Source organism: Streptomyces sp. NPDC091377, assembly GCF_044757045.1.
GTDB lineage: Bacteria > Actinomycetota > Actinomycetes > Streptomycetales > Streptomycetaceae > Streptomyces.
This window is the reverse complement of record NZ_JBIVUE010000011.1, coordinates 26,460-51,613: the sequence shown is the minus strand read 5'-3', so window position 1 is coordinate 51,613 and position 25,154 is coordinate 26,460. Positions and strand designations below refer to the sequence as shown.

The window sequence follows — 25,154 nt, the reverse complement described above, 5'->3', positions numbered from 1 at the left end:
GCCGGTTTCAGCGCGAGCCCTTGGGGTCGAGCGCGTCACGCACGCCGTCGCCGAAGAGGTTGAACGCCAGGACGGTGATGAAGATCGCCACGCCCGGGATCACCATGTACATGGGGTCCGAGTCGTAGTAGTCGATGGCGCTGGAGAGCATTTGTCCCCAGGAGGCGGTGGGCGGCTTGACGCCCACACCCAGGAAACTGAGGGCTGCCTCGGTGAGGATGTTGGTGGGGATCATCATCGTCGTGTAGACGATGATCGGGGCGACGAGATTGGGCAGCAGTTCCTTGAACAGGATGTAGAACCGCCCCGCGCCCAGCGAGCGGGCGGCCTCGACGTACTCCCGTTCGCGCAGGGAGAGCGTCTGGCCGCGTACCACGCGTCCGATGTAGGGCCAGCCGAAGAAACCGATGACCAGGATCATCACGAACAGGCGCACCCCGGTACCGGTGAGACCGAGCATCTCGTTCGGCATGACGGAGACCAGCGCGATGATGAAGAGCAGCTGCGGGAAGGCCAGCAGGCCGTCCATGACCCGGCTGATGACGGAGTCGACCCAGCCGCCGAAGAAGCCGGCCAGGATGCCGAGGACGGTGCCGAGGACGACGGCGACCAGGGCCGACAGGAAGCCGACGAGCAGGGAGATCTGGGCGCCGTAGACGATGCGGGCGAAGATGTCGCGGCCGTTGACCGGCTCGACGCCGAGCCAGTGGTCGCCGCTGATGCCGCCGAAGGAGCCGGTCGGGGTGCCGAACAGCGGGTCGATCAGGTCCTCGTGATGGGACTCGGGGTCCTGCCCGGCGAGGCTGGTGATCACGGGGGCCAGCACGGCGACCAGGATGAGCAGGAGCACGAGGACGCCGCCGGCCAGCGCGAGCTTGTCGCGTTTGAGGCGCTCCCAGGCGATCCGACCCAGGGATCTGCCCTGTACGGCCTTCGCGCCGCTGACTGCCGTCGCCTCCTCGGCCGCGCTCGGGGCCGCCTCGGCGGTCGGCTCGTGCAATGGTGCCGTCATCTGGCAGGGACCCCTCTCAACCGGCGGTAGCCGGCCCGCACTTGCCGCGGTAGCGGCGTCATCAGTCCGTCGTACTCAGGGGCGGCACCGGGGTGAACACCCGGGCGGACTCCCCTGGAGCGGGAGTCTTCAACGCTTTGGCGATCTGTAGCCAGACTTGGCGGTGAATGGATGCGTAAACGTGATGCTGTCCTGGGAGTTCCGTTATCCGGACCATCGTTGACGGGGGTCGGACACGGATCCAATCGGGCATATGGTGCGCGACCGATCATTTCCAGTCACGTCTACGCGCGCAGAGGGGTCCTCGGCCCGGTGCTCGGGACAGCGCTGTCCAAGGAATGGGCAGGCGTGGTGAAGGCGGTGATCAGTACGGTCGTGGCTGAGGGTAGCCGTAGCCGGGGGCCGGGGCGTGTGCGGGGGCCTGCGCGGGGGCGTGAGCCTCGCGGTCGTAGAAGGGGCGGGCGTTGGCCCGCATCCACATGGCGACCGGGCAGTACTCGTCGGACATCGCGACCGTCGACACCGGCAGCCCGTCCGGGCAGGCGCCGATGGACTGCTGCATCATCGCCCGCACCGCGTCCACGGCGGTCGGCGAGGTGTCGTAGACATCCAGACCGATGGCGAGATACGGCGCCCCGAGCGCGGGCTGCACCCAGGCGCGGCGCAGTGAGCGCAGGGCCTGGGTGCGGTGGGCGTTCTGCGCGAGCAGCGCGTAGAACTGGGGGACCTCGATGCCGGGCTCGGACAGCCGCAGCGGGCCGGCCGGCTGCCGGTCCAGTCCGGTCGCGATACGCCGCAGATCCAGCCAGGGCACCCCGACCCCGCCGCCCGGCGCGTGCGGGTTGAGCCACAGGCCGTAGTGGTCGGGGTAGAGGGTGCGGGCCACGTCGAGCCCTTCGACCACCTCGTACGAGCGGTTCCAGCCGCTGGCCGACAGCTCCTGGGCGGAGGTGACGCAGGGGGCGTACGCGTGGCCGTCGACCTCCATGTTCCCGTACTGGGCGTCGGGGGAGCCGGACTGGCCGTGCCACAGCAGCATCCAGATCTGACCGGCGGAGGGGGTGGCCAGGGCGCGCAGCAGGGCCTCGTAGGTGTCATAGCGACCCGGCGACACTTGACGCAGGGTGTGTTCGACCTGGCCGGTTGCGGCAGTGCCGCTGGTGCTCACTGGGTTTACCGCCCCTTCGTTACGCCCTCTTCGACCGTGACCCTAGTTTACGGCCGCGCGGCGACTCCGGGACTGGTGCCGTCGCGCGAGTGCGGTGGGTTCCGGCCGCTCGCGGTTCACAGGGCCCGTTGGTAGAACGGCCGTACCTGCTGCTTCATCCAGGCGGCCACCGGATCCTGGGCCACGTCCAGGAGGATCAGGTTGACCGGCCAGGTCACGGGGTGCGCGGTCAGGGCGCGTTCCAGGGCCTCCAGCGGCGATTCCCTGAAGTCGCCGCCGAGGTCGCCCTCCCCCTGGGTGAGTTCGACGCCGACGAAGAGGGCCGGGGCCTCGGTCTCGACGACGGCCAGACAGCGGCGGGCCGTCAGGACGACGCCCAGCGCGGCGAATTCGGCCGCGGCGGCGGCGAGGAAGTCGACCGGGTCGTCCTGCCAGTCGGGCTCGAAGAGCCGGACCCGGCCGCCGCCCGCCGGTCCGTCCAGCGGGGTGCGGCCCGCCCGGCACAGCTCGGCCACGGCGGGCGGCGGCAGCGGGAGCCCCACCACGCCGCCGGGGTTGACCACGATCCCGGCCTGCGGCGGCAGTCCGCGCGCGAACTCGACGGCGGGCGCGACGGTGAACGACATCTGCGCGCCGGCGACCTGACGCAACTGCTGCTCCGAACTGAACACCGGCACGTACGCCTGGCCCTCGATCTCCGTGGTGGGCAGATCCAGGGGGCCGCTGTGCGGGCCGCCGCCGCTGGGCAGCGGCACCCACAGGAAGCTGCGGCCGAGCACCTCCACGATCCGCGCCCCCGCCGTCGGCACCCCGAGGGAGGCCGACAGCACCTCCTCCAGCTCATTGCCGGGCCAGCCGCCGTGCGCGTGCGGGTGAGCCCCCGCCGCGAAGTCCGCGGGAAGGTCCGCCGGGAAGTCCATCTGCCTACCGCCTGCCGAGTACCACGTACCACTTGCTCCGAACTGAAAAGGCTAGCGGGTGAGGAGGGGGCGCGGGGGCGGGTGGGGGGTGTGGGGTATGGGGGGGCCGGGGGGGCTTGGGCCGGGGGGTGGCTTGGCGGGGGGGACTTGGCGGGGGGGGACTTGGGTCTGGGGGGCGCCATGGTTGGGGGTGCCTCGGCTCTGGGGGGGGCTCCCCTGATCGGGAGGCTGCCTCGACTCGAGGGCTCCGCTGGTTGGGGGCTCCCTCAGCTCCGGATGACTCCCTGGGCCGGAGGGCTCCCCCGACTCCGGACGGCTTCCCCTGACCGGGCGACTCTTTCGACTCCGGACGACTCCCCGTTGGGGGGGCGGCCACCCCGGACCAGGCTGGGCGTCCCCGGGACCGGGCCGGCCATCCTCTAGTCCCGCCGACCGTCCGCCGGTGCCGGCCGGGTCGACTGTCCCGAGCCGGGCGGGCGGCTCAGGCCCCAGGACGGCCACCAAGCCCCGGGGACCGGCCGATCAGCCCCGGAGAACCAGGCGATCAGCTTCGGGACCCGGCACGCACGCCAGGGACCCGACCGCCTGACCGCTCGATGGGAGTCACTCACCCCCGACGCGGCGTCTGGAGACGGCGAGGGTGGGCCTGGGCGCGGGACGCACCTCCCGGCTCGGCGGCGGCCACGGAGACCTGGCGTCCACCAGCCAGACCGAGACGGCCGCCCCAGGAAGCTTGGCGCCCAAGGCCCGAGCGCTACGGCTGGGTCCGGCCCGGCGGGTGGGCCTTGGGGCGGGGCGCCGGTCTTTGGCCTGACGACCGTGCCGCGGAATCGGGGCCGCTCGCCGAGGTGCGGGCCCCGAGGGGCGGGGGTAGCCGGGGCGCGGGCCTGGGCGGGTCCGGTGGACCGGGTCGGCCAGCCTGAGCCCGACGGGCCGCTCCCCCTCGGAGGGCCGGGGGCCGGAGGACCGGGGAGCCCGGGAGACCCGGAGCCAGGGTCGGGGAGCAGCCCGGCGGGCCCGGGGGCCCGGGAAGCGCGGGGATCCTGGCGGGCTCGGGGATCCCGGGGCCCGGGGGGCACGGGGCTCGGCGGCCAGGGGGCTCGGGGATCCCGAGGAGCCCGGGAGACCCTGAGCCCGGCGGGCCCGAGGCGCCCGGGAGGCCCGGGGCCCTGCACCCCCGCAGCCCCCGGCACCCCCGGCACCCCCGCAGCGCCCGCAGCCCCCGGCACCCCGCAGGCCCCGCCGCCCCGGCAGGCCCGCCGCCCCCGTCGCTCCGAGGGTCAGCCTGTGAAGCCGATTCGGTGGAGGGTGTTGGCCGCGTCGCGGTCCAGGAGGACTGCGGAGCCGCAGCCGCCGGGCAGGTCGCCGCGTTCCACCCGGCGGGTCAGGCGGGCCGCCACCCGGCGGTGCCTGCGGAAGGCGTAGCGGGACACGCCCCGGCCGCGTTCGCGCTGGCCCTCCAGGGCCTGCTCGGGGGTGACGTCGAGCAGCAGGACGTGGAGCATGCCGCCCCGGCGACGGGCCTCGCGGGCCAGCCAGGCTCTCACCCATGCCTGGGTGCCGCAGTCGTGCACCACCACACCCTTGCCGGTGCGCAGGGCGCGGCGCAGTCCGGCGTAGTGCGCGAGCCGGACCAGGGGGCGGTAGGCCGCGTACGGCAGGAAGCGCGGGACGCGGCGGTCCCAGCGGTCCCGGCTGTCCTGGGAGTCGATCCGGGCGGCGGTGACCGCACGCTTCATGAGGGTCGACTTGCCGCTGCCGGGCAGTCCGGTGACCACCACGAGGTCGCGGGGGCCGAAGAGCAGGGCGCGCGGGCTGCGACCGCCCCGTGCGCGCAAGTCGCGGACGACGGGGGCGGGCGGCGCGGCGCACGCCTCCCGGGCCGGGGCACCCGGCTGCTCGGGCAGCGCGACGCCGGACGTGGTCGCGTACGCCGTGATCCTGTTCACCGTGATCGTCCTCCCCTGGGGCGGTTCACGAGATCCCCTCCCCGTCGAGTGTAAAGAGAAGGTAATTCGCGGTGTCTCGTATTTCCGTACGCATCGCGCAACAAGGCTGCTACAGAGCGCTGTCCCTCGACCGTGTCGTGCGAGACCCCCCGTGAGGCTCCCCCTCCCCCGCCGCAGAGATGCGTGCAATGATGAGCCCGCCAACTGCATACCGGCCGTTTGAATCCGCGCGGGAGAGTCCCCGGACATTGCACCGGGGCGCCGAAGGAGCAAGTCCCTCCCTTGAATCTCTCAGGCCCCGTACCGCGCGGGCGAGGCACATCTGAAAAGCGGGCCGCCGCCGCGCGGCCCCACCCAAGGTGCAAACCGTGACCGTGCCCGGTCATGGCGAACCTCTCAGGTTCCGATGACAGATGGGGAGGATCTTGGGGAACCCGAACGGGGGCCCTCAAGGACCCGACCTCGCCTTCCCCGTCCCTTGGGAGACCGCCGATGAGCAGTGCCGAACCCCGGCGCACCGCACTCGATGCCCTGCATCGCTCGCTGGGCGCGACCATGACCGACTTCGCCGGCTGGGACATGCCGCTGCGCTACGGCTCCGAGCGCGACGAGCACCTCGCCGTCCGCACCCGGGCCGGACTGTTCGACCTCTCCCACATGGGCGAGATCGCGGTGACCGGCCCGCAGGCCGGCGCCCTGCTGAACTTCGCCCTGGTCGGCAACATCGCCGGCGTCGGCGTCGGCCGGGCCCGCTACACCATGATCTGCCAGGCCGACGGCGGCATCCTGGACGACCTGATCGTCTACCGCCTTGCCGAGACGTCGTACCTGGTGGTCGCCAACGCCTCCAACGCCCAGGTGGTGCTGGACGCCCTCACCGAGCGGGCCGCCGGCTTCGACGCCGAGGTCCGCGACGACCGCGACGCGTACGCGCTGCTGGCCGTCCAGGGCCCGGAGTCCCCGGGCATCCTGAAGTCGCTGACCGACGCCGACCTGGACCACCTGAAGTACTACGCCGGGCTGCCCGGCACGGTCGCCGGGGTCCCGGCGCTGATCGCCCGTACCGGGTACACCGGCGAGGACGGTTTCGAGCTGTTCGTGAAGCCGGAGCACGCCGTCACGCTGTGGGAGGCGCTGACCGAGGCGGGCGCCGGGGCCGGTCTGGTGCCGTGCGGGCTGTCCTGCCGGGACACCCTGCGCCTGGAGGCGGGCATGCCGCTGTACGGGCATGAGCTGACGGCCGCGCTCACCCCGTTCGACGCCGGGCTGGGCCGGGTGGTGAAGTTCGAGAAGGAGGGCGACTTCGTCGGGCGCGGGGCGCTCGCCGAGGCGGCCGAGCGGGCCGCGACCGAGCCGCCGCGGGTGCTGGTCGGCCTGGTCGCCGAGGGCCGCCGGGTGCCGCGCGCCGGATACCCGGTGGTCGCGGACGGCACGGTGATCGGCGAGGTCACCTCCGGCGCCCCCTCCCCCACCCTGGGCAAGCCGATCGCCATGGCGTACGTCGACGCCGCGCACGCCGCGCCGGGCACGGCCGGGGTCGGGGTGGACATCCGCGGCAGCCACGAACCGTACGAGGTCGTCGCGCTGCCGTTCTACAAGCGCCAGAAGTAAGGGCCGGCCGGCCCGGGGGCGCGCTCCCCGCCCGAGTGCCCTTCCCCGGTCCTCCCGGTCTTCCCGGCTCCTCCCGGCTCCGCCCGGCGCTCTGCCCGGCGCCCTGCTCGGCACCAGGCTCGGCGCCCTCACCAGCTCTTCCCGGCTTTTTCAGCAGTCATCCGCGTACAGGAGAATTCAGGTCATGAGCAACCCCAAGGAACTGCGTTACAGCAAGGAACACGAGTGGCTGTCGGCCACCGACGAGAACGGTGTGGCCACGGTCGGCATCACCGAGTTCGCGGCCAACGCCCTCGGCGACGTCGTCTACGCCCAGCTCCCGCAGGCCGGTGCGACGGTCGCCGCCGGTGAGACCTGTGGCGAGCTGGAGTCCACCAAGTCGGTCTCCGACCTCTACTCGCCGGTCAGCGGCGAGGTCGTCGAGTCCAACCAGGACGTCGTGGACGACCCGGCGCTCGTGAACTCGGCCCCCTTCGAGGGCGGCTGGCTGTTCAAGGTCAGGATCACGGACGAGCCGGCCGAGCTGCTCTCCGCCGACGAGTACACCGCCTTTTCCGCCGGCTGAGGACCGAGGAGTCACTGAACCGATGACTGCCCTGAACACCCCCCTGCACCAGCTCGACCCCGAGGTCGCCGCCGCGGTCGACGCCGAGCTGCGCCGCCAGCAGTCCACGCTGGAGATGATCGCCTCCGAGAACTTCGCCCCGGTCGCGGTCATGGAGGCGCAGGGTTCGGTCCTCACCAACAAGTACGCCGAGGGCTACCCGGGCCGCCGCTACTACGGCGGCTGCGAGTACGTCGACGTCACCGAGCAGCTCGCGATCGACCGGGTCAAGGAGCTGTTCGGCGCCGAGTACGCCAACGTCCAGCCGCACTCGGGCGCCTCCGCCAACCAGGCGGCGCTGTTCGCGCTGGCCCAGCCCGGGGACACCATCCTCGGCCTGGACCTGGCGCACGGCGGCCACCTCACCCACGGGATGCGGCTGAACTTCTCCGGCAAGCAGTTCGACGTGGTCGCGTACCACGTGGACGGCGCCGGCCTGGTCGACATGGCCGAGGTCGAGCGGCTCGCCAAGGAGCACCGCCCGAAGGTGATCATCGCGGGCTGGTCGGCGTACCCCCGCCAGCTCGACTTCGCCGAGTTCCGCCGGATCGCCGACGAGACCGGCGCGTACCTGTGGGTCGACATGGCGCACTTCGCCGGTCTGGTCGCGGCGGGGCTGCACGACAACCCGGTGCCGTACGCCGATGTCGTCACCTCCACCACGCACAAGACCCTCGGCGGTCCGCGCGGCGGGATCATCCTGGCCCGGACGAAGGAGTTCGCGAAGAAGCTGAACTCCGCGGTCTTCCCGGGCTTCCAGGGCGGCCCCCTGGAGCATGTGATCGCCGCGAAGGCGGTGTCCTTCAAGGTCGCCGCGGGCGAGGAGTTCAAGGAGCGCCAGCGGCGTACGGTCGACGGCGCCCGGATCCTCGCCGAGCGGCTGACCGCGCCGGACGCGCGCGAGGCCGGGGTGGATGTGCTGTCCGGCGGTACGGACGTGCATCTGATCCTCGTCGATCTGCGCAACTCGGAGCTGGACGGCCGGCAGGCCGAGGACCGGCTCGACGAGGTCGGCATCACGGTCAACCGCAACGCCGTCCCGAACGACCCGCGCCCGCCGATGGTCACCTCGGGTCTGCGCATCGGCACCCCGGCGCTGGCCACCCGCGGCTTCACCGCCGAGGACTTCGCCGAGGTGGCGGATGTGATCGCGCAGACGCTGAAGCCGTCGTACGACGCGGGGTCGCTGCGGGCCCGGGTGACCGCGCTGGCCGAGAAGCACCCGCTGTACCCCGGTCTGGGCAGCCCGGACCGTCTGGACAAGTAGTTCCGTGGTGGGGGGCGCCCGACGTCGTGCGTCCCCCACCCCCTCAGGAGGTTTCCCGTGGCCATCTCGGTCTTCGACCTGTTCTCGGTCGGTATCGGCCCGTCCAGTTCCCATACGGTCGGCCCCATGCGGGCGGCGCGTATGTTCGCCCGGCGGCTGCGCAATGAGGAGCTGCTGCCCTCGGTGGCCTCGGTGCGCTGCGAGCTGTTCGGCTCGCTGGGCGCGACCGGCCATGGCCACGGCACCCCCAAGGCGGTGCTGCTCGGTCTGGAGGGTGCCTCGCCACGCACGGTGGACGTGGAGGGGGCCGACGAGCGGGTCGAGGAGATCAGGTCCGGCGGCCGGCTGCGGCTGCTGGGCGAGCACGAGATCCCGTTCTCCTACGACGGTGACCTGAAGCTGCACCGCCGCAAGACGCTCCCGTACCACGCGAACGGCATGACCGTGTGGGCGTACGACGCCTCGGGCGCCGAGGTGCTGTCGAAGACGTACTACTCGGTCGGCGGCGGTTTCGTGGTCGACGAGGACGCGGTGGGCGCGGACCGCATCCGGCTGGACGACACGGTCCTGAAGTACCCGTTCCGCACGGGTGACGAGTTGCTGCGGCTGACGCGGGAGACGGGGCTCTCGATCTCCTCGCTGATGCTGGAGAACGAGCGGGCGTGGCGGACCGAGGACGAGATCCGCGCGGGCCTGCTGGAGATCTGGCAGGTGATGCGGGCGTGTGTGGCGCGGGGTATGGCCCGTGAGGGCATCCTACCGGGCGGTCTGAAGGTACGGCGCCGGGCGGCGGCGATCGCCCGCAAGCTGCGCTCCGAGGGTGACCCGCAGGCCCTGGCGATGGAGTGGATCACGCTCTACGCGATGGCCGTGAACGAGGAGAACGCGGCGGGCGGCCGGGTGGTGACGGCCCCGACGAACGGCGCGGCGGGGATCATCCCGGCGGTGCTGCACTACTACGTCAACTTCGTGCCGGGCGCGGACGAGGAGGGCGTCGTCCGCTTCCTGCTCGCGGCGGGCGCGATCGGCATGCTCTTCAAGGAGAACGCGTCCATCTCGGGCGCCGAGGTCGGCTGCCAGGGCGAGGTCGGCTCGGCCTGCTCGATGGCGGCGGGCGCGCTGGCGGAGGTACTGGGCGGTTCCCCGGAGCAGGTGGAGAACGCGGCGGAGATCGGCATGGAACACAACCTGGGCCTGACCTGCGACCCGGTCGGCGGCCTGGTCCAGATCCCGTGCATCGAGCGCAACGGCATGGCCGCGGTGAAGGCCGTCACCGCCGCCAAGATGGCCATGCGCGGCGACGGCAGCCACAAGGTGTCCCTGGACAAGGTCATCAAGACCATGAAGGAGACCGGCGCGGACATGTCGGTCAAGTACAAGGAGACCGCGCGGGGCGGTCTTGCGGTGAACATCATCGAGTGCTGAGCCCGTCATGACGGGTGGGCCCTGACCAGCGCGTTTTCATCTTTCGGCGCCGTCAGGTCCTTCCCTGCCTGCATGGCGGAAAGTCCGTGGATCGGCCCTGGGACACGGCCACGCCCACCGTGAAATGCCCCACCCCATGCCGGGAGCAGGACTCCAAGAACAGCGGGAACCGATGCCGCGCTGTCACTGCGCTCGCGGCAGGCTGCCGCGACAACTCGGCCTCGTCCCGCAGATGTTCGGGTCGGGTCATCTGCGGGTCTCCGGGGCGGTTCGCCGGAGGTCCCGGAGGATTTCGGCGGCGTAGTCGAGGGCGAGGGCCGGGTGGTGCAGGGTCCACGGCCGGCTGGCGGGGGTGCGGCGGACGGTCCAGCTCGCGTCCGGGCCGTGCTCGGCGTGCTGGAGGTGGAGGGTGGCGATCCAGGCGTCGGCTTCGGCCGAGGTGACCGGGGTGGTGCGCACGAGGGCATCCGGTACGGACAGGACCGGGGTTCGGTGTCCGGGTGCCCCTCACTGCTGGCTCCGAGCAGGCGGAACTCCCTCACCCTCCGGAAGAGTCTTCGGAGGCCGGGATGAATCCTGCGAATGGCCCAGGATCGCGGTGCGGGCGGTCAGAGCCTGGACGCCCTGAGAGTGCATGGTCAGCCCCATCCGGTTCCAGTGGAAGATCACATGAAGGCTGAGGATCCGGCGCAGCCCGCGGTCGAGTGTGCCGAGCCGGGCGGCCTCGGCGAGCGACTTGCCGGTCCCCCCGAAGGCTTCGGCCCATTCCTTGACGGGTTCGAGCGATCCGCCTGGGCCCAGCAGGCTGTTCTGCTCGGCTCGGAGAAGGGTTCCGATGTCCTCGGTGATGGCCTCCAGCCTCTCTGGGGACATGGGGTTGACCGGGGTGCGGTGTTCGTCGGTGATGACGCGGTGCCAGACGTCGGCCTGTTCGTACCATTCGAGGCCGGCGGCGCGCATCATCAAAGTGCAGAAGAAGACGGACAGTTCTCGACGGCCGAGGGCAATGTCGTGGCGGTCGTCGATACGAGGGATTTCCCGGCTGTCCACGACGAACAGGTGGTGCGCGGCCGTCATGCTGGCCGGGCCACCGAAGGCCGTGGTCTCCGGTTCGTAGATGCCGGTCCACCACCGTTCGAGGAAGCCCTGGGCCGGGGCACTGAGCCGGTCGAAGCCGGCCGCCAGCGTGGCTCTTGCCGCCGGGCCCGTGGAAGTGAGCCGGATGCGGAGGCGCCAGCAGGGGTGTTTGCGCGTGTACCACCAGCCGTCGATGTCACCTGCGGCCTCGGCAGTGCGCAGGAGGGGCATGATCGCGGCCAGGAAGGAGAACTCGGCCATCCTCCACTCCGCGAAGTGGAGGTTCACCTGCCACCACTCGGAGTCGGCCGAGCTGTTCCGGAGGGCCTCGGTCCCTGCGCGCCGGAAGAGCTCGACGGCGTCGGTGAGGTCGGCCGGGTCCATCTCTGCCTTGCGGGCGGCCTCCGAGATCCCAGTTCCGGCCAGCACGTCGAGGACCGCTTCCGTGGCCTGGGACGGATCGGTCCAGGTCAGTCGATCAGAAGGCATGCGTCCCATCCCGAGGTCGGGGTCTGCTGGGTAGTAAGGGTGGTCAGGGCAAGCGCCGTGCCCGCGTCACCGTTCAAGAAGCCGGGGTTACGGTCTCCGGCAGAGCGCGCGTGAGCCCGGAAAGCGGGACCGAGGAGAGCGGACAGACCGCGGAGACGGGGGTCGTGCGCGTCATGGGCGGCCCGGACGGCCGTTTGGTAGATGCCCGCCCATCCATGGCAGAGACCGTTGTCGGTGACACTCGCAAGCTGGGCGGGGTCGGTCAGTGCCCGGTGGAGAGCGTCTTCGTGGGCGGCTTGAAGTCTTGTGTCGTTCAGGGCGATGCCGGCGAGCTGCCCGGCGCGGGCGATGCCGGTGGTGCCGTAGCACCAGCTCGGGCGGGCGGGGCCGGGCTGGTGGGGGTAACCGGTGGTGAGGTCGCGGCGGGTGAGGTGCTCCGGCCACCAGGGGCCCGTTTCGGCCTGCTGCTGCCAGGTGTCGAGGTGGTCGCAGATCGTACGGATGGCGTCGGGCTGACCGGGGACGGTGGCGCCCCGGCGGAGGGCCTGGGCGAGGAGGAGCAGGGGGCCGGTGATGCCGTGGGCGACGCCGAGGTTGCCGTGCCCGCCGGGGAAGTCGGCGGAGTGCTCGCGGTTCGGGCCGTGGTCGACCCACCATCCGGGAAGGCCGCGATGGTCTTCGCCGAGCGGGCGGGTCAGAGCGACCAGGTAGCCGAGGACTCGTTCCAGGGCCGTACCTCCGGGGTCGGTGCGGAGGAGGTAGGCGCCGATTCCGGTGAGTCCGTAGAAGACGTCGTACTCGGCGAACGAAGGCGGTTCTCCCTGGTGGATTCGTTCGAGCGCGGCGTCGGTCCGGCGGTGGGCGAGCTGGGTGATGTGCCGGTGCAGGGTGGCCCGTGCGTCGGCGTAGAGATGCTCGACGGACGGGGGCGTTGTGCTGAGGAGGAAGGCGACGGCCGGCGCCCCGAGGAGGAGTCCGGTGGTATCGGCGGCGCTGACCTCTCCGGCCACCGCTTGGGTGATCCAGTGGTGGGCGTGCTTCCACGGGGCTTGGCCGAGGCGGGCGCGTTCGATGTGGAGCAGGGCGATTCCCGCTGAACCTTCGGCGAGGGACTGGGCTCGCCAGGGTTCGTCCACAGGTGTCGGGGCGGGGTCGGCCAGGCGGTCGGTGAGCCGGAGGAGGAGCTCGGCGGCGAGGGCCGTCATGGCGTTTGCCTCCGGTGTCGGTGGTACAGCGCAACGGTCCGGGCAAGTCGCAATGTGGTGGCTTCGGTGGTGGTGTCCGGGCCGAGGGCGCGAGCGTGGTGCTGATGGATCAGCGAGCGGGCGGTGTTCAGGGGCCCGCGCTGGTCGATCAGGGCTCGCCGGTAGGTGCGGACGGCGGTGGCACGGGTGCTCCATGCCTCTACGACCTCGGTGCCGCCAGGGAGGGCTGCGAGCGCGGCCCGGTCTCCCGGGGCGGAGAGGCTGAGCGTCTGTTCGCGCAGGCTGCGGTCCAGTCGCCCACTTCGCTGGGGTGTGCGCTCGATCAACCAGTCCTCCCCATGTTCGGGAGTGGCGGCGAGGTTCTGTACGAGGTCGAAAATGCTGGCCGCTGCCAGGGCCTGGGGGGAGAGGTCGGAGTTCTGGTCGGTGAGTCGGATCTGGGCGAGGACGGTCGCTGAGTCGGCGGCGAAGAGCCGGTGCGCGGCGTCCAGTGCCGGTCCGTGACCGTACTCGCCCGGGTGTGGGCGGAAGTCCGTCAGGGTGAGATGGGAGACCAGCGACTTGCCGTGAAGGGAGCGGGCCCACTCATAGACGTGTCCGGCCGCCGGACCGTACATGCCGGGTTCGATGTCGAGGATGAGGTCCAGGTGCGGCGCGGACTCGGAGCGGCGGGTGAACCACCACATCGGCGGGGTGGAGCCGAAGCAGCCGAGGAGGCGGGGCAGGTGCCGAACGAGGATCTCGTCGTAGCGCCGGGGGTGGGCGTGAATCCGGGCGAGCAGGACGGTACCGGCACCCGGTAAGTGGACTTCCCACTTGGCGACCAGGACGGTCGAGGTTCGTGCAGGGCGCTGGCCGTCGTCTTCCCCAGGGGCCGTGCAGAGCGGTAGCCAGACCTCGTGGGCACGGCCGATCCAGCCATAGGCATCGGTGCCGGGTGACTCGCGCAGAACCAGGCGACCGGCTCCGTTGAGATGCGTGCGGAGGATGTGGCGGTGGACGGGGTGGGTCAGGTCCAAGGGGAGGCGCTGATCGTGTTCGGCCATGGTGAGGCGTTCCGGGACGCGGAGCCGCTCCCTCCAGGCATCGAAGACGTGGTCCCATTCCGCCGTCGTGGCAGTCTGGCCCGGGAGGTCCTGGGCGGCGAGCAGCCAGCGGGCTGGGGCGAGGACGGTACGTCGGTAGCGGATTCGAAGAAGGTAGGTCAGGCGAGCGGCGGCACCGTAGTCGAACGGCTTGTAGACAGCGTGCCGGGCAGTGGCGATCTCGGCGAGGAACCGGGCCAGCGGCGGTGTCTGAACCGCAGCTTCAAGGGCGTGCGGGACCCGTACGGTGACCGGCCTGCCGGTGGAAACCTGGATAAGGTGGAAGCTGCGGTCATCGGCGGTGACGGCGAGATCGGTCAGTGGGATAGCGCCGCCGTCCGGCTCACGGTGCTCGGCGAGCGGGATCACGTGGGAGAGCAGGCGCGGAACGCGGGCGACGTTCTCGTTGCGGCGTCGGCGGGGAGCGAAGCTGAGCTGCGCGGCAACCGCGCCGGTGCTGTCCGTGAACGTGGCGGCCAGCGCGTCCCGATGCTCCGTGGGGAGCAGGTGAGCGAAGCGGCCGGCCATGCTGCTGCCTGGTCTCGGTACGCCGGTGACCAGGAGCTGGAAGTCACCCCTGGCGAGCGCCGCGGTCGAGGCGGAGTGGATTTCGAAGGCGACTTCCACGCGAGGGACGAGCGTCCGGCCGTCGGTGCCCGCGGCTTTGGCCAGAGTCTCGGTCACGGCATCGGTGAGGACCACCTCGTCCCGGCCCGCCATGACGGTCTCCTGAACCATGCGGAGAAGGACTCCGTCCCGGTCCGTCAGTTGCTTCGGTGCTCGCTCGCGGACTGATCCGGTGTAGCCGGCGGGAAGGCCGAGGCCCGTGTCCGACACCAGATCCAATACGGGGACGAGCGTTCCGGTGCCGTATTCGGCCAGGAACTCGTGGTGGTAGTCGCGCCAGTGCTGGTAGCCGTACGGCTGCGGGGTGGTCCGGTAGAGCGCCGCGACTACGCGCTGGGCTTCGTCCACCACCTGCTGGGGGATCCGGACCTCGCAGTCGAGGGCCGTGTCGACAAGAACCGGGGTCTGGGTGACTGAGGAGACCGTCTGCATCCGCGCGATCGTGGCGCCGAGGGGCGCATGGTCGGCCTGCGTGCCGGACAGCTCCGAGTGAAGGGCGTACAGCTCCCGCACCAGTTCCCGGACCTCGTCCACCGTCTCGGCGTCGGCCTTCCTCAGCTCGGTGCAGAGGTGATCGAAGGCGTCGACACTGGTCATGGGTGCCCACAGGCTCGTGATGAGGAGGTGGTGCGAGACGAGGTCTTGCAGCAGGGTGTCGATCTGCTCGGCGGCGGCCCGTGGGAACCGGGTGCGGAGGCGCTCACACAGGTCCCGGTACGGGATGGGATGCCGGGCCGTCTCCATCGCAGCCACGAGCGAGCGCGTGTTCCACACGGCTATCTCTTCCGGCGCCAGATGCGACGCATGGGCGTCGGTGGGCGAGCCGGGAGCGACGAGCCGTCCATCGCGTATCCGGACCGGGGCGTTGGCCATCACGGGCAGCCGGTCGCGGAGCCCGGGGCTTGCCTGGAGGCGCTGAATGATCTCGGTGAGCCAGTCGGCGTCGGCTCGGACCGTCGTCTTCGGCTTCGTACCCCAACTCACCGAGGGGTCCGACCCGACGAGGAGCAGGGCCGTACCGGCGAACAGACCGAGGGGTGTCGGGCGGTGTTGCCAGCGCAGGAGGTAGGAAGCGACCGAGAGCACGGCCCGACGGATCTTCCGGGGCTGAGTCTGCCGTCCCTCGACCACGGCCTCAACGGTCTCGCACAGCACTGGCGCGGCGAACCGAAGAGCCTCCCGTACGTCCTCGCGCTGCCAAGTCCGGGCGAGCCAGCCGTGGAGGAGCACGGTGTTGTCCAGGTCCAGCGCGCGGGGCAGGTCGGCGGCGCCCGTGCTCGTGGTGGCGCGGAGCAGGGCCACGCCCTGCCACTGGTGGCTGGCCCCGGTGGCGGCGGTCATGAGAGGAAACCCTTCGGGCGGCGCGTGAGCGGGGAACGGTCCGGTGGACCGGACCGAAGGCGGGCCGGTCCACCGGAGGTGCCGGGTCAGGCCGAGTCCTCCACGAACGAGTTACAGGCCGAAGCCCCGCCCTGACAGGTCGGTCCGCAGCCGTCACCGGTGGAGCACATGAGCTTGCCGTAAGGGTGTTCCGCGATGACGACCCGTACGTCGAGCGGGGCGAAGTCGTCCTCGTCGCAAGCCATAGGCGGTTCGGTCTGAACCAGGGTGGCGTTCGTCATGCCATGCCCTTCCTCTCTTCTGAAGTGGTGCGGGACAACCTGGTCCCCGGTGGCTACGCCGGGGGCCAGGCGAGGGAGATCCGGCTGTGCACCTTGTCGATGACCCGGTCGGCCGGGATCTGCTCGTCGGGGGTACCGGCCGGATAGACGCGGATGACCGGGTTGGGGCCGCCGCGTCGGTCTCGGGCCCAGTCACGGAGGTGGTCCGCGACGGTCTTGGCGAAGCCGGAGGCCGTCGGGCCGAGGGCGTGGACGCCGTACTCGACGCCCCTGTCGTCCTTGGTCGGGCGAACGGTGAGATAGGCGAAGTCGGCCCCGTCCACGGCGGCGAGGGAGAAGGACTTGTTCGAAGGGGCGACGATCCCGGTGTCCAGGTCGGGGTCGACCGTCATGACACAGAAACCGGGCAACGTGATCGCCAGATGCATCTGGAGCGTGTCCACGAGTTCGCCGCGGCCGACGTCGACTCCGGTCCACAGCTCCACCCGCGGGGTGGTGACGGCGTTGTCGAGCAGGCTCGGATCGGCGGGCAGTCCGTCGTCGAACCGCAGCCCGATCTCCGGGGTCCCGGCGACGAGCAGCAGTTCCTCCTGGTGCGCGGTCGAGCCCTGCATAGGGACGAACCCGCAGACGAACGCGGACTCGCTCTCCAAGTGGTCGCCGACACGGACGAAGGCCACGGACCTGGTGAGCCCGCGCATCCGCAGCGGTACCACCAGGCGCCCACCGGGAGTGAGCCGCCCGGTCCACGCGGGTGGAACGTCCCACGCACCGGCGGTCACCATGACGAGATCGAACGTACCGAGGTCGTCCAGGGGTTCCGCCGCGTCGACGCAGACCACTCGGACCCGGCCGAAGCCGTGCTCGTCCAGCAGCCGGCGGGCCCGGTCCGTGACGGTGGAGTCGATGTCCACGGTGACCACGTCGCCCGCTTCCCCGACCAGCTCGGCGAGGTATGCCGCGTTCAGACCGCCCGAGCCGATCTCCAACACCCTCATCCCGGGTCGAACCCGGGCCTGCTCCAGCATCATCGCCTGGATCTGCGGCGCGGAGACCGAACTGAGCTGGACGCCGTACTCATCCGTCTTGGTGATAACAGCCGCGTACGGGGCGTACGCCTTCTCCAGGGTCGCCTCGGGGGCGAACGCGTGCCGGGGGACCTTCCGCATCACGGCCTCGACCTCCGGGGAGGAGATCGCGCCGTCGGCGACCAACTGGTCCACGACCTCGTTGCGGAGCCGTGCGGCCTCGTCGGAGTCGACCGTCGTGTGGGTCATGAGGGGTGTCCTTCGTTCGTACCTGTTCGGGGCGGGAGGAACGCCCGGCGGAGCGCCGTCGATGCCACCACGCCGGGACGCTATCGGCGGGCGTCGGCCTTCCACGGCAAACAACAGGGGCTGGCCGGAATACGCTGCGCCGGGTCGTGCGGCCTCCTGTGAGTCACAAGGCGTGCCCATCGCCGCAGCAGACAACAGCCGCCTCGGGAGCCGGACGGCAGGACGTCCGAAACCGGCCGCGGAGAGGCTGACCCGAGCAGGGTCAATGAGCAGGTATCGCCTCCCCGGGAACATTCGGCCTCGGGAATCCGAAGAGAGCACCACCCCCAAGTGCGTTCATCCGACAGTCCCCAGGAATCGACGAACGCATCGACCAGCAGCAGACCCCTACCGGTCCGGGCGAGATCTTCGTCCAGCGCTTCGAGCGCGCTTCCGTCGATCTCGATCCGTGAGCCACTGCCGACTCTGAGCCAGAGGAGGCTCGCCGTGCACCAAAGACGCACCTCGACCGGGCCACGTTCATACTCGAACGCGTTGGTGACCAGTTCGGTGACCAAGAGGTCGGCAGTTGCGACGTAGTTGACCGTGAAGCCTTGCGCGTTCGGGTTCCGGAGGTTCCGGCACCTCACCCCTCGTCCGAGTGAGCACACTGACGCGGTCGGCCCCGTGAGGACGGATGACGGTGACGCCTGCTCGTCGGTCAACAGAGCAACGCGCTTCGAGCGCTGAGCCGTATGTGTGGTCACTGTCCCCTCCCTCGGACTCGACATCGCGGTGCTTCCGGACGGCGTGTGCGGAGCGCCGTGGGAGGAGTCTTGAGGTCGCGCGGGTTCAATGGGACCGCTGGAGCGATATCGCTCCAGCGATATCAACCTGCGCCTAGCCTGGTGCCGACGGATGGTCGGGGTGAGGCAGTGCGGGAAGGACCGCTCATGAAGTCGTCGTTTCGTGTGTGCGGCACATGCGGTCACGGGCTGAGCCAGTACAACCCCGACCCTCTGTGCGCTCCCTGTTCCCGGGGCGGCGACATCGCACGGATTCCCGACCGGGCATGGCGTGACGAACAGGTCTGCAGAGCCCTGTCCGCTTGGGATTTCGGTGAGTTATTGCGGCTGCTGCGTCGGCGATCCGGTCTCTCCCAGATGGCCGTCCGCTCTCTGACGGGCCTCACCCAGTCGTTCATCTCGGACCTGGAGCGCGGCCGGAAGCATCTGGGAGGAGGCGAGGCCATCATCGACTTCCTCAACGGCCTCGGGCTTCCCGCGGACCTTCGTCCCCTGCTGCTGACCCCGTTCGGTGAACCGGACCGGGCGGCGTCGAGCGGGCCTCTCGACCCGGCTCTGCCGTGGAACGCGGACCGTATGGTGACCTCACTTGAGTTCGCTGTCGGAGGTGTCATGAAACGCCGTGGGGTGCTGGCGCTGAGCGGGGTCGGTCTGACGCAGTACGTGCTGCAAGCCACCATCGCGGCCCCTGAGGCCATGGCCTCGATGTCTTCGAGAGGCACCAGAGTCACCATCCCGCTGATCGCTTCCCTGGAGGCGACGACCGACGCGCTCAGGCACATGGACGCCAGTAGCGGCAGCGGCAGTCTGGTGGCGATGTCGATGGGACATCTGAAGATCCTCGTCAGGCTGCTGAAGCACGGTTCGTACGACGAGACCCGGGGGCGCCGGCTGTCGGCGGCAACCGCGGACGCGGCGACGCAGGCCGGCTGGTACATGTTCGACGGCGGCAACCACGTGCAGGCCCAGAGACTGTTCCTCGCCGCGCTGCGAGCCGCCCACGCCTCCGGGGACTCCCGCCTTACCGCAGCAGCCCTCTCTTTCCTCGCCATCCATGGGTATTCCGTCGGAGATCCACGGGACGCGGTCACCGCCGCCAGGACCGCGCGGCTCGGTATCAGTGACCTCGACTCCCCGGCCCTCCACGCGATGCTCCTGACCCGGCAAGCCCGAGGCCATGCGCGGCTGCGAGAGGAAGCTGCCGCCCGAGCAGCCCTTGAGGAAGCCAGGGCGTTGTGTGCGCAGGGCCGTGGGGAGGACGATCCGGACTGGCTGTACTGGATCAAGCCGGGCGAGATCCTCGGTCAGACGGCGAGTTGCCTTCTCGACCTCGGACGGCCCGGCGAGGCAGCGGAGTCCTTCGACGCCGCCCGGGATGAGCTGAGCCAGGAGGAGATCCGTACGACCGCCCAGTTCCTCTCCCGGGCGGCGACCGCTCATATGAAGACGAAGAACCCCGACGTCGGATGGGGCATTGCCGGGGAAGTCCTCAGCCTGGTGGACGGCGTCCACTCCGCCCGCTTGGACGATCACCTCCACTCCATGCTGGCGGAGGTCCGGCGATTCGAAGACACCCTGGCAGCACGCGAACTCCTGGAACGCGGCGAATCCGTCATGGAAGGGCGTGCAGCAGCATGATTCTTGTCCTGTGGGACATCGACCGGACCCTTGTCTACGTCGGCGATATCGATCGGCTCGTCTACCGAACCGTCTTCGAGGAGGTCGTCGGACGCGCTCCGGAGCGGCTTCCGGCGAAAGGGACGGGTGTCACCATGCCGGTCGCGGTGCAGGAACTCCTCACCGTGAACGGCGTCCCCGGTGAGCAGATCGACGCATTCGCCCGGCGGATCATCGGACTCATGCCCGGGGAGTTGGAGCGGCACCGAGAAAGAATGCTGGCGGAAGGGCTGCTGCTCCCCGGTGCGGCCGAGTCGCTCACCGCCGTACGGAAGTCTCCCCGCCTTCTGCCGTCCGTCGTCACCGGGAATCTTCGGGCCAGCGCGGAAATCAAACTCTCGGCATTCGGTCTGATCGGCCTTGTCGATCCGGCGGTCGGTGGGTACGCGTCGGACGATCCTCATCGCCCGGCCCTGGTGGGCATTGCTCAGCAGCGAGCCGGGGCCGCGTACGAGTACTTCTTCGACCAGAGCAACACCGTCATCGTCGGGGACTCGCTGGAAGACGTCCGCACAGGACGCGAAGGCGGGGCGCGGGTGATCGGTGTCGCCTCCGGGACCACCTCGGCAGTTGATCTGGCCGACGCCGGCGCGGACCATGTCCTCTCCGACCTCACCGACCCTTCGCAGCTTCTGCGGCTGATCGGGACTGGCGAAACGTAGAAGGGGCACATACCGAGGCGCCACCAAAAGCCCCTCCACCCCCAGCGGCCCGGCTCCTCCAAGCCGCTCTTTCTCTGGACCATCCTCCTGTCACCTCAAAGACGGACGACAGGAATTCAGTCATATCTCAGGCAACCTCACAGCACGAAACGGCCTGGCGGCCCGCGCCCGCGCGCACTTCCACCGGTTCCCCACGCAAGCCCGCCCGCATCACGGACCCGATCTGCCCGGGTCCTCAGTCCTCGGCGTGGCGGTAGGTGTTGATCAGGACACCGGACGGCGTCGGGCGGGTGGCGGTGAGCGTCAGGCGGCGTGGGGCCTTGCCGGGGGCGAAGAGGCGTTTCCCGCTGCCCAGGACGAGCGGGAGGACCAGCAGCCGGTACTCGTCCACGAGGTCGTGCTCGATCAGGGTTTCGAGGAGCCCTCCGCTGCCCAGCACCACCGTCTCGCCGTCGGAGGCCGCTGTGACACGGCGGACCTCCTGCGCCAGGTCGGCGCCGAGGAGGGTGGAGTTCGCCCACTCCAGGTCCCGGTGCGTGCGGGAGGCCACGTACTTGGGCATCGCGTTCATCGCGGCCACGGCGGGGTCGCCCAGATCGGCGTACGGCCAGGTGGCGGCGAAGATGTCGTACGTCCTGCGGCCCAGGAGCAGGGCTGCGGCACCCGCGGTGGCCTCGCTCATGAACCGCTCCACCACCGCGTCGACGTAGGGCGGTACCCAGCCGCCGTGGTCGAACCCGCCGTCCCGGTCCTCGTCGGCCGAGAGGACCGACTGCATGACGCCGTCCAGCGATACGAAGTTGACCACGATCAGCTGCCCCATGTGCTGCTCCCATCGGTGTGCGTGCTTCACCGGTGTGGACCACCCACAGGAGCGAAACTCATCGGTCGCGGTGGTACCTCTTTCTGGTGGAACGGCCTGGGTCCGCGGGCCCACGGAGCCAGGCCGTCCTGTCACCGGATCAGAACGCGGCGTCCCGGACGATCGTGCCCGCGCCGGTGGGCGCGCGCCGGGCCGCGGCGGTCGCGTAGTTCTGTTCGACGCGGGCCGCCTCGGCGGCGTTCGGGGTGATGCTGTTGCAGTTGACTCCGCCGGTGGAGCCGGACATCAGGGACGAGCAGGGGCCGGGTTTGACGTCGGGCAGGCCCAGGCTGTGGCCGAGTTCGTGGGTCACGATCCGGACCACGTTGTAGCCCTGGACGACCGCTTGCCGGCCGACCCACACGGTGACGTTCCCGCCGGGACTCACCGGCCCGAGGTGGGCCCGGGGCCAGCCGTTGTCCGCGGTGATGCGGATGTTGACCTGCTGGCCCGCGGTCGCCTTCACCAGGCGGACATTGGCGACGGAGGTGTTCCAGACGTTGACGGCCTGGGTGACCTGGGGCTTGAACTCCGCGGCCGTGCTGTCGTCATAGGTGATCGTGACCGCGGCCGCCGCACTGGCCGGGGCCGCGGTGACCGCCGTGAGCGGCATCGCCAGCGCGGCGCCGACCAAGGCGCCGGTGAACGTACGTCGAAGCATGTTCGAGTCCCTCGCTCTGTGTGCTCGGTGGGGGGTGGGGTGGAGCAGTGACCGTGCGGGGCGGTTCACTTGGTGCGGGGTGGCGCGCCTTTCTACACACGACATGGCCATGACAACGTCGTGAAGGGAGCATAGGCCCAGTCCGCCCGCAGCGGAACAGACGGCGCGCGTCGGCTCGCGCCGGCCCCGGCCCGTGCTGACGAGCGCCCGGCGTCAGCGCCGGTGAACAGGGGCATGGGGCCTACGGCAGGGCCAGTACCATCGACTCCCCTTCCCCCCCACGATCATTCAAGGGAGCCCCCCGTGCTGAACGGCATCGACGTCAGCTCGTACCAGTCGGCGTCCTACGACACCGACGGTCTCTCCTTCGTCTTCATCAAGGCGACCGAGGGCAGCAGCTACGTCAACCCCAAGCTCACCGATCAGACCAAGCACGGCCGGGACGCGGGTCTCGTCGTCGGCTTCTACCACTTCCTGTGGCCCGGCAACCTGGACGCCCAGGCGCAGCACTTCGTCGACAAAGCCCCCGACCAGCACGGCGATGTGCTCGCCGTCGACTGGGAGACCACGGGCTCCGGCACCCACGCCTCCAGCGCGGAGAAGGACTCCTTCATCAAGAAGCTCAAGTCACTGCGCCCCGACAACCGGGTCGTCCTGTACTGCAACCGGAACTTCTGGCTGACCGTCGACACCTCGTCCTACGCCGGTGACGGCCTCTGGATCGCCGACTACGTCACCGCCGGGAAGCCCCGGATCGAGGCCGCCTGGCGCTTCCACCAGTACACCGACACCCCGCTGGACAAGAACGTCGGCGAGTTCTCCTCCAAGTCCGCCCTCCGGGACTGGGCGAAGGGCGCCTGAGAGGCTGAGTATCTGAGGCGCCTGAGGCGCCCGAGAGGCCCGGCCGTCCCCGCCGTCCCCGCCGCCCCGTCGAGGGGCGGCCCCGGTGGGCCAGGAGGACGGCCGGGCAGGCGGCTCGGCTGTCCCGCGCCCCCGTCCCCCCCCTGCGCCCCTGCGCCCCTGCGCCCCCGGCCGGCCCCACCCGCCCCCGCGCGCACCGTCAGCCGGACGCCTGGTGGCGCAGTGCCGCCAGCACCCACGCGAACTCCTCCTTCCGCGTGGTCCCGGCGTCCCGGCCCTTCACCCGCGCCAGCAGTTCGCGGTAGCGAGCCACCCGGTCGTCCGTCATCGCCTCCACCCGCTCCAGCGCGGCGGGCCAGTCCGTCGCGGAGGCGTCCGTGCCGAAGAGTTCCCCCAGCAGCTCCCCCGCCTCCGGCGCCTCCGGGTCCACCCCGGCCGCCCGCGCCCGCGCGCCGATCTGCACCAGCCGCCGCGCGAACCGCATCGACGCCCCGGCCTCCGCCTCCTGCCCCGAGGGGTCCTCGCCGGGCTCCCGTCCTCGCGCGTTGTACTCCGCCACGCTCCGCATCCGCGCCCGGAACCGCGGGTCCTGGAGCAGTTCGGCCAACTCCACCCAGGCGTCGACCTGATCCGGTTCCGGGTCGTCCGGGAGGTCCACCGCCATACTCCGCATCCGCTCCCGGATCACCGGGTCCGCGGTGTCCAGGCCGTGGAACATCTCCTCCACGAACTCCTCCACGATCCGGCCCCGTTCGGCCGCCGAGAGCCGTGCCAGTCGGTTCATCAAGGTCATCTCCTCCGTGCTGGATCCGCGTCGCGCCACGGTCGACAGCACCGCCCGGGTCAGTCTCAGCGCCCTGATCCGCGCGTCCAGCGCCACCACATGGGCGGCGGCCACGTCCGCGACCGTCGTCTCCCCGGCCAGCACCCGTCGTACGTCCTCCAGGCCGAGGCCCAGTTCGCGCAGGGTGCGGATGAGTTCGAGGCGGGCGACGGACTCGGCGTCGTAGAGCCGGTAGCCGCCCGAGGAGCGGGCCACCGGGCGCAGGACGCCCTCGTCGGACCAGTAGCGGATGGTGCGCACGGACAGTCCGGTGGCACGGGCCAGGGTGCCGATGGTGAACCGTCCGGTGCCGTCGTCGATCATGTGGAGGAGTCTGGGGCTTCCAGCGGGTGGAGACTCAAGCGCGGGCCGGGGAGACCGGCTCCCGGGCCTCGGACCGCGGACCTTGAGGAGGGTCATGGAGAGCCTGCGGGATCTGCGGGGCATTCTGGAGGAGGCCGGGCGCGGCGGCTTCCCGCCGGCCGACGGCACCGTCACCGTCGTCCCCCAGCACGGGCCGCGCGACGCCGGTGTCCTCGCCTTCACCGCGCACTCGGTCGTCTTCACCGACGAGGATCCGCGGTGGGTGTACGACACTCTGGCGGCCACCCCGGCCGATCCGCTGGCCGCGGCCATGAGCCCGCACTTCCTGACCGCCTTCGCCGCCCGCACCGGGCGCCGTACGGACACCGTCGACGTGATGTGTGTCGCCGCCGCGCTGCCGGGCGGGCCCGTGCCGGGGCTGGCCGAGATCGAGGATCCGGGCCAGCCCCGGGTCGTGAGTGCCCTGGGCCACCGGGACACCGTCCGGGTGTGGGCGGCGGCCGAGGGCGGGCTGCTGGTGCTCGGCCGCGGCGTCGGCGGCCGGCTGGAGGCCGCCGTGGAGGTGGACGAGTCCGTACGGCACCGGGGGCTGGGCCGCCGGCTGGCGACGGCGGCGCGGCGGCTGAGCGGGGGTGAGCCGGTGTGGGCGCAGATCTCGGCGGGCAACGCCCGCAGCCTGCGGGCGTTCCTGGCCTCCGGCTACCGCCCGGTGGGCTCGGAGGCCCTGTTCCTCAGAGAACCGCGCCAGGGGTGACACCCGCGCCCTGGTAGCCGGACTTCCACCAGTTCTTGTAGAGGTCGTGGTCGCAGGTGGTGGACACCTACGGCGAGGGCTGGTTGACCAGGACGTACTGGGCCACGTCGTACTGACCGTTCACCACGTCCTTCGGCAGGAAGCCCTCCTCGAAGACGACGGAAGGCGGGGTGATGCGGTTCACGTCGACCCGGCGGTCCGTGGCGGCCTCGATCTTGTCCTGGAACTGGACCGGACAGTCCGCGGGCGGGTGCCGCCGCCGTCTTGGCGGTGCGGGCCTTCTGGGACCCGGCCCGGTCGGTCGGGTGCGGCCGGGGCGCCCTGTCATGGACCGTACCCTCGCCGCTCGACGCGGACAGGCCGTGGCTCTTCACCCGTACAACGGCGTGCCCCCCAACTGGACGACT

General features: G+C 70.9%; 22 protein-coding genes and 1 riboswitch. Of the genes, 8 read left to right on the top strand and 14 right to left on the bottom strand.

Annotated elements, in window-relative coordinates; all coding sequences use genetic code 11:
* Nucleotides 1-7 precede the first annotated feature (7 nt).
* The 4 genes from ACIQNG_RS23560 to ACIQNG_RS23545 all read right to left on the bottom strand — a co-directional run bounded on the left by ACIQNG_RS23560 (nt 8) and on the right by ACIQNG_RS23545 (nt 5,049).
* Complete coding sequence (locus tag ACIQNG_RS23560) at nt 8-1,012, bottom strand: ABC transporter permease (RefSeq protein WP_401432218.1); 1,005 nt, start codon at nt 1,010-1,012, stop codon at nt 8-10.
* Nucleotides 1,013-1,376: 364 nt separating this feature from the next.
* Nucleotides 1,377-2,180, bottom strand: a complete 804-nt coding sequence (locus ACIQNG_RS23555) for an enhanced serine sensitivity protein SseB C-terminal domain-containing protein (protein WP_401432215.1) — start codon at nt 2,178-2,180, stop codon at nt 1,377-1,379.
* A 116-nt stretch (nt 2,181-2,296) separates the two neighbouring features.
* Nucleotides 2,297-3,100 (bottom strand): enhanced serine sensitivity protein SseB, encoded by an 804-nt coding sequence (locus ACIQNG_RS23550; RefSeq protein WP_401432212.1) that lies wholly within the window; start codon nt 3,098-3,100, stop codon nt 2,297-2,299.
* Nucleotides 3,101-4,380: 1,280 nt separating this feature from the next.
* Complete coding sequence (locus ACIQNG_RS23545; protein ID WP_401432209.1) at nt 4,381-5,049, bottom strand: AAA family ATPase; 669 nt, start codon at nt 5,047-5,049, stop codon at nt 4,381-4,383.
* 220 nt (nt 5,050-5,269) lie between these two features.
* Nucleotides 5,270-5,365: riboswitch (glycine riboswitch) on the top strand.
* A gap of 176 nt (nt 5,366-5,541) precedes the next feature.
* Between ACIQNG_RS23545 and gcvT the strand changes: the two genes are divergently transcribed.
* From gcvT to ACIQNG_RS23525, 4 genes are all read left to right on the top strand, one after another.
* On the top strand, nt 5,542-6,660 hold the full coding sequence (gene gcvT, locus ACIQNG_RS23540) for a glycine cleavage system aminomethyltransferase GcvT (RefSeq protein WP_401432206.1): 1,119 nt from the start codon (nt 5,542-5,544) through the stop codon (nt 6,658-6,660).
* A 184-nt stretch (nt 6,661-6,844) separates the two neighbouring features.
* Nucleotides 6,845-7,225 (top strand): glycine cleavage system protein GcvH, encoded by a 381-nt coding sequence (gene gcvH, locus ACIQNG_RS23535; protein WP_401432203.1) that lies wholly within the window; start codon nt 6,845-6,847, stop codon nt 7,223-7,225.
* Between the two features lie 22 nt (nt 7,226-7,247).
* A complete protein-coding gene (glyA, locus tag ACIQNG_RS23530) occupies nt 7,248-8,531 on the top strand; it encodes a serine hydroxymethyltransferase (RefSeq protein ID WP_401487557.1) in 1,284 nt (427 codons plus the stop codon).
* Between the two features lie 57 nt (nt 8,532-8,588).
* On the top strand, nt 8,589-9,956 hold the full coding sequence (locus tag ACIQNG_RS23525; RefSeq protein WP_401487555.1) for an L-serine ammonia-lyase: 1,368 nt from the start codon (nt 8,589-8,591) through the stop codon (nt 9,954-9,956).
* A 246-nt stretch (nt 9,957-10,202) separates the two neighbouring features.
* On the opposite strand, the gene ACIQNG_RS23520 is transcribed toward ACIQNG_RS23525, so the two are convergent.
* From ACIQNG_RS23520 to fxlM, 6 genes are all read right to left on the bottom strand, one after another.
* Nucleotides 10,203-10,415: a hypothetical protein gene (locus tag ACIQNG_RS23520; protein ID WP_401432194.1), complete on the bottom strand. Its 213-nt coding sequence runs from the start codon at nt 10,413-10,415 to the stop codon at nt 10,203-10,205.
* A gap of 48 nt (nt 10,416-10,463) precedes the next feature.
* Complete coding sequence (locus tag ACIQNG_RS23515) at nt 10,464-11,522, bottom strand: thiopeptide-type bacteriocin biosynthesis protein (protein ID WP_401487553.1); 1,059 nt, start codon at nt 11,520-11,522, stop codon at nt 10,464-10,466.
* Nucleotides 11,504-12,727 carry a lanthionine synthetase C family protein gene (locus ACIQNG_RS23510; RefSeq protein WP_401487551.1) on the bottom strand — a complete coding sequence of 408 codons (1,224 nt, stop codon included), beginning with the start codon at nt 12,725-12,727 and terminating at the stop codon, nt 11,504-11,506. The genes ACIQNG_RS23515 and ACIQNG_RS23510 overlap by 19 nt, the downstream gene beginning before the upstream one ends.
* Nucleotides 12,724-15,780 carry a lantibiotic dehydratase gene (locus ACIQNG_RS23505; protein ID WP_401487549.1) on the bottom strand — a complete coding sequence of 1,019 codons (3,057 nt, stop codon included), beginning with the start codon at nt 15,778-15,780 and terminating at the stop codon, nt 12,724-12,726. The genes ACIQNG_RS23510 and ACIQNG_RS23505 overlap by 4 nt, the downstream gene beginning before the upstream one ends.
* Before the next feature lie 86 nt (nt 15,781-15,866).
* A complete protein-coding gene (locus ACIQNG_RS23500; RefSeq protein ID WP_401432188.1) occupies nt 15,867-16,061 on the bottom strand; it encodes an FxLD family lanthipeptide in 195 nt (64 codons plus the stop codon).
* 53 nt (nt 16,062-16,114) lie between these two features.
* Nucleotides 16,115-17,338 (bottom strand): methyltransferase, FxLD system, encoded by a 1,224-nt coding sequence (fxlM, locus tag ACIQNG_RS23495; RefSeq protein ID WP_401487547.1) that lies wholly within the window; start codon nt 17,336-17,338, stop codon nt 16,115-16,117.
* A gap of 932 nt (nt 17,339-18,270) precedes the next feature.
* Between fxlM and ACIQNG_RS23490 the strand changes: the two genes are divergently transcribed.
* Together ACIQNG_RS23490 and ACIQNG_RS23485 are read left to right on the top strand one after the other, a co-directional pair.
* A complete protein-coding gene (locus ACIQNG_RS23490; protein WP_401487545.1) occupies nt 18,271-19,761 on the top strand; it encodes a helix-turn-helix domain-containing protein in 1,491 nt (496 codons plus the stop codon).
* Nucleotides 19,758-20,462: an HAD family hydrolase gene (locus tag ACIQNG_RS23485; RefSeq protein ID WP_401487543.1), complete on the top strand. Its 705-nt coding sequence runs from the start codon at nt 19,758-19,760 to the stop codon at nt 20,460-20,462. The genes ACIQNG_RS23490 and ACIQNG_RS23485 overlap by 4 nt, the downstream gene beginning before the upstream one ends.
* A gap of 235 nt (nt 20,463-20,697) precedes the next feature.
* On the opposite strand, the gene ACIQNG_RS23480 is transcribed toward ACIQNG_RS23485, so the two are convergent.
* The gene (locus tag ACIQNG_RS23480) at nt 20,698-21,285 is read right to left on the bottom strand and encodes a dihydrofolate reductase family protein (protein WP_401487541.1); all 588 of its coding nucleotides are present in this window, start codon (nt 21,283-21,285) and stop codon (nt 20,698-20,700) included.
* Between the two features lie 139 nt (nt 21,286-21,424).
* Nucleotides 21,425-21,985: a snapalysin family zinc-dependent metalloprotease gene (locus ACIQNG_RS23475; RefSeq protein ID WP_401432179.1), complete on the bottom strand. Its 561-nt coding sequence runs from the start codon at nt 21,983-21,985 to the stop codon at nt 21,425-21,427.
* A gap of 303 nt (nt 21,986-22,288) precedes the next feature.
* On the opposite strand from ACIQNG_RS23475, the gene ACIQNG_RS23470 reads away from it, so the two are divergent.
* Nucleotides 22,289-22,846: a glycoside hydrolase family 25 protein gene (locus tag ACIQNG_RS23470; RefSeq protein WP_401432177.1), complete on the top strand. Its 558-nt coding sequence runs from the start codon at nt 22,289-22,291 to the stop codon at nt 22,844-22,846.
* A gap of 199 nt (nt 22,847-23,045) precedes the next feature.
* On the opposite strand, the gene ACIQNG_RS23465 is transcribed toward ACIQNG_RS23470, so the two are convergent.
* The gene (locus ACIQNG_RS23465) at nt 23,046-23,993 is read right to left on the bottom strand and encodes a MerR family transcriptional regulator (RefSeq protein WP_401432175.1); all 948 of its coding nucleotides are present in this window, start codon (nt 23,991-23,993) and stop codon (nt 23,046-23,048) included.
* A 94-nt stretch (nt 23,994-24,087) separates the two neighbouring features.
* On the opposite strand from ACIQNG_RS23465, the gene ACIQNG_RS23460 reads away from it, so the two are divergent.
* The gene (locus ACIQNG_RS23460) at nt 24,088-24,747 is read left to right on the top strand and encodes a GNAT family N-acetyltransferase (RefSeq protein ID WP_401487539.1); all 660 of its coding nucleotides are present in this window, start codon (nt 24,088-24,090) and stop codon (nt 24,745-24,747) included.
* A gap of 67 nt (nt 24,748-24,814) precedes the next feature.
* On the opposite strand, the gene ACIQNG_RS23455 is transcribed toward ACIQNG_RS23460, so the two are convergent.
* On the bottom strand, nt 24,815-25,075 hold the full coding sequence (locus tag ACIQNG_RS23455) for a hypothetical protein (RefSeq protein WP_401487537.1): 261 nt from the start codon (nt 25,073-25,075) through the stop codon (nt 24,815-24,817).
* Nucleotides 25,076-25,154: the final 79 nt, after the last annotated feature.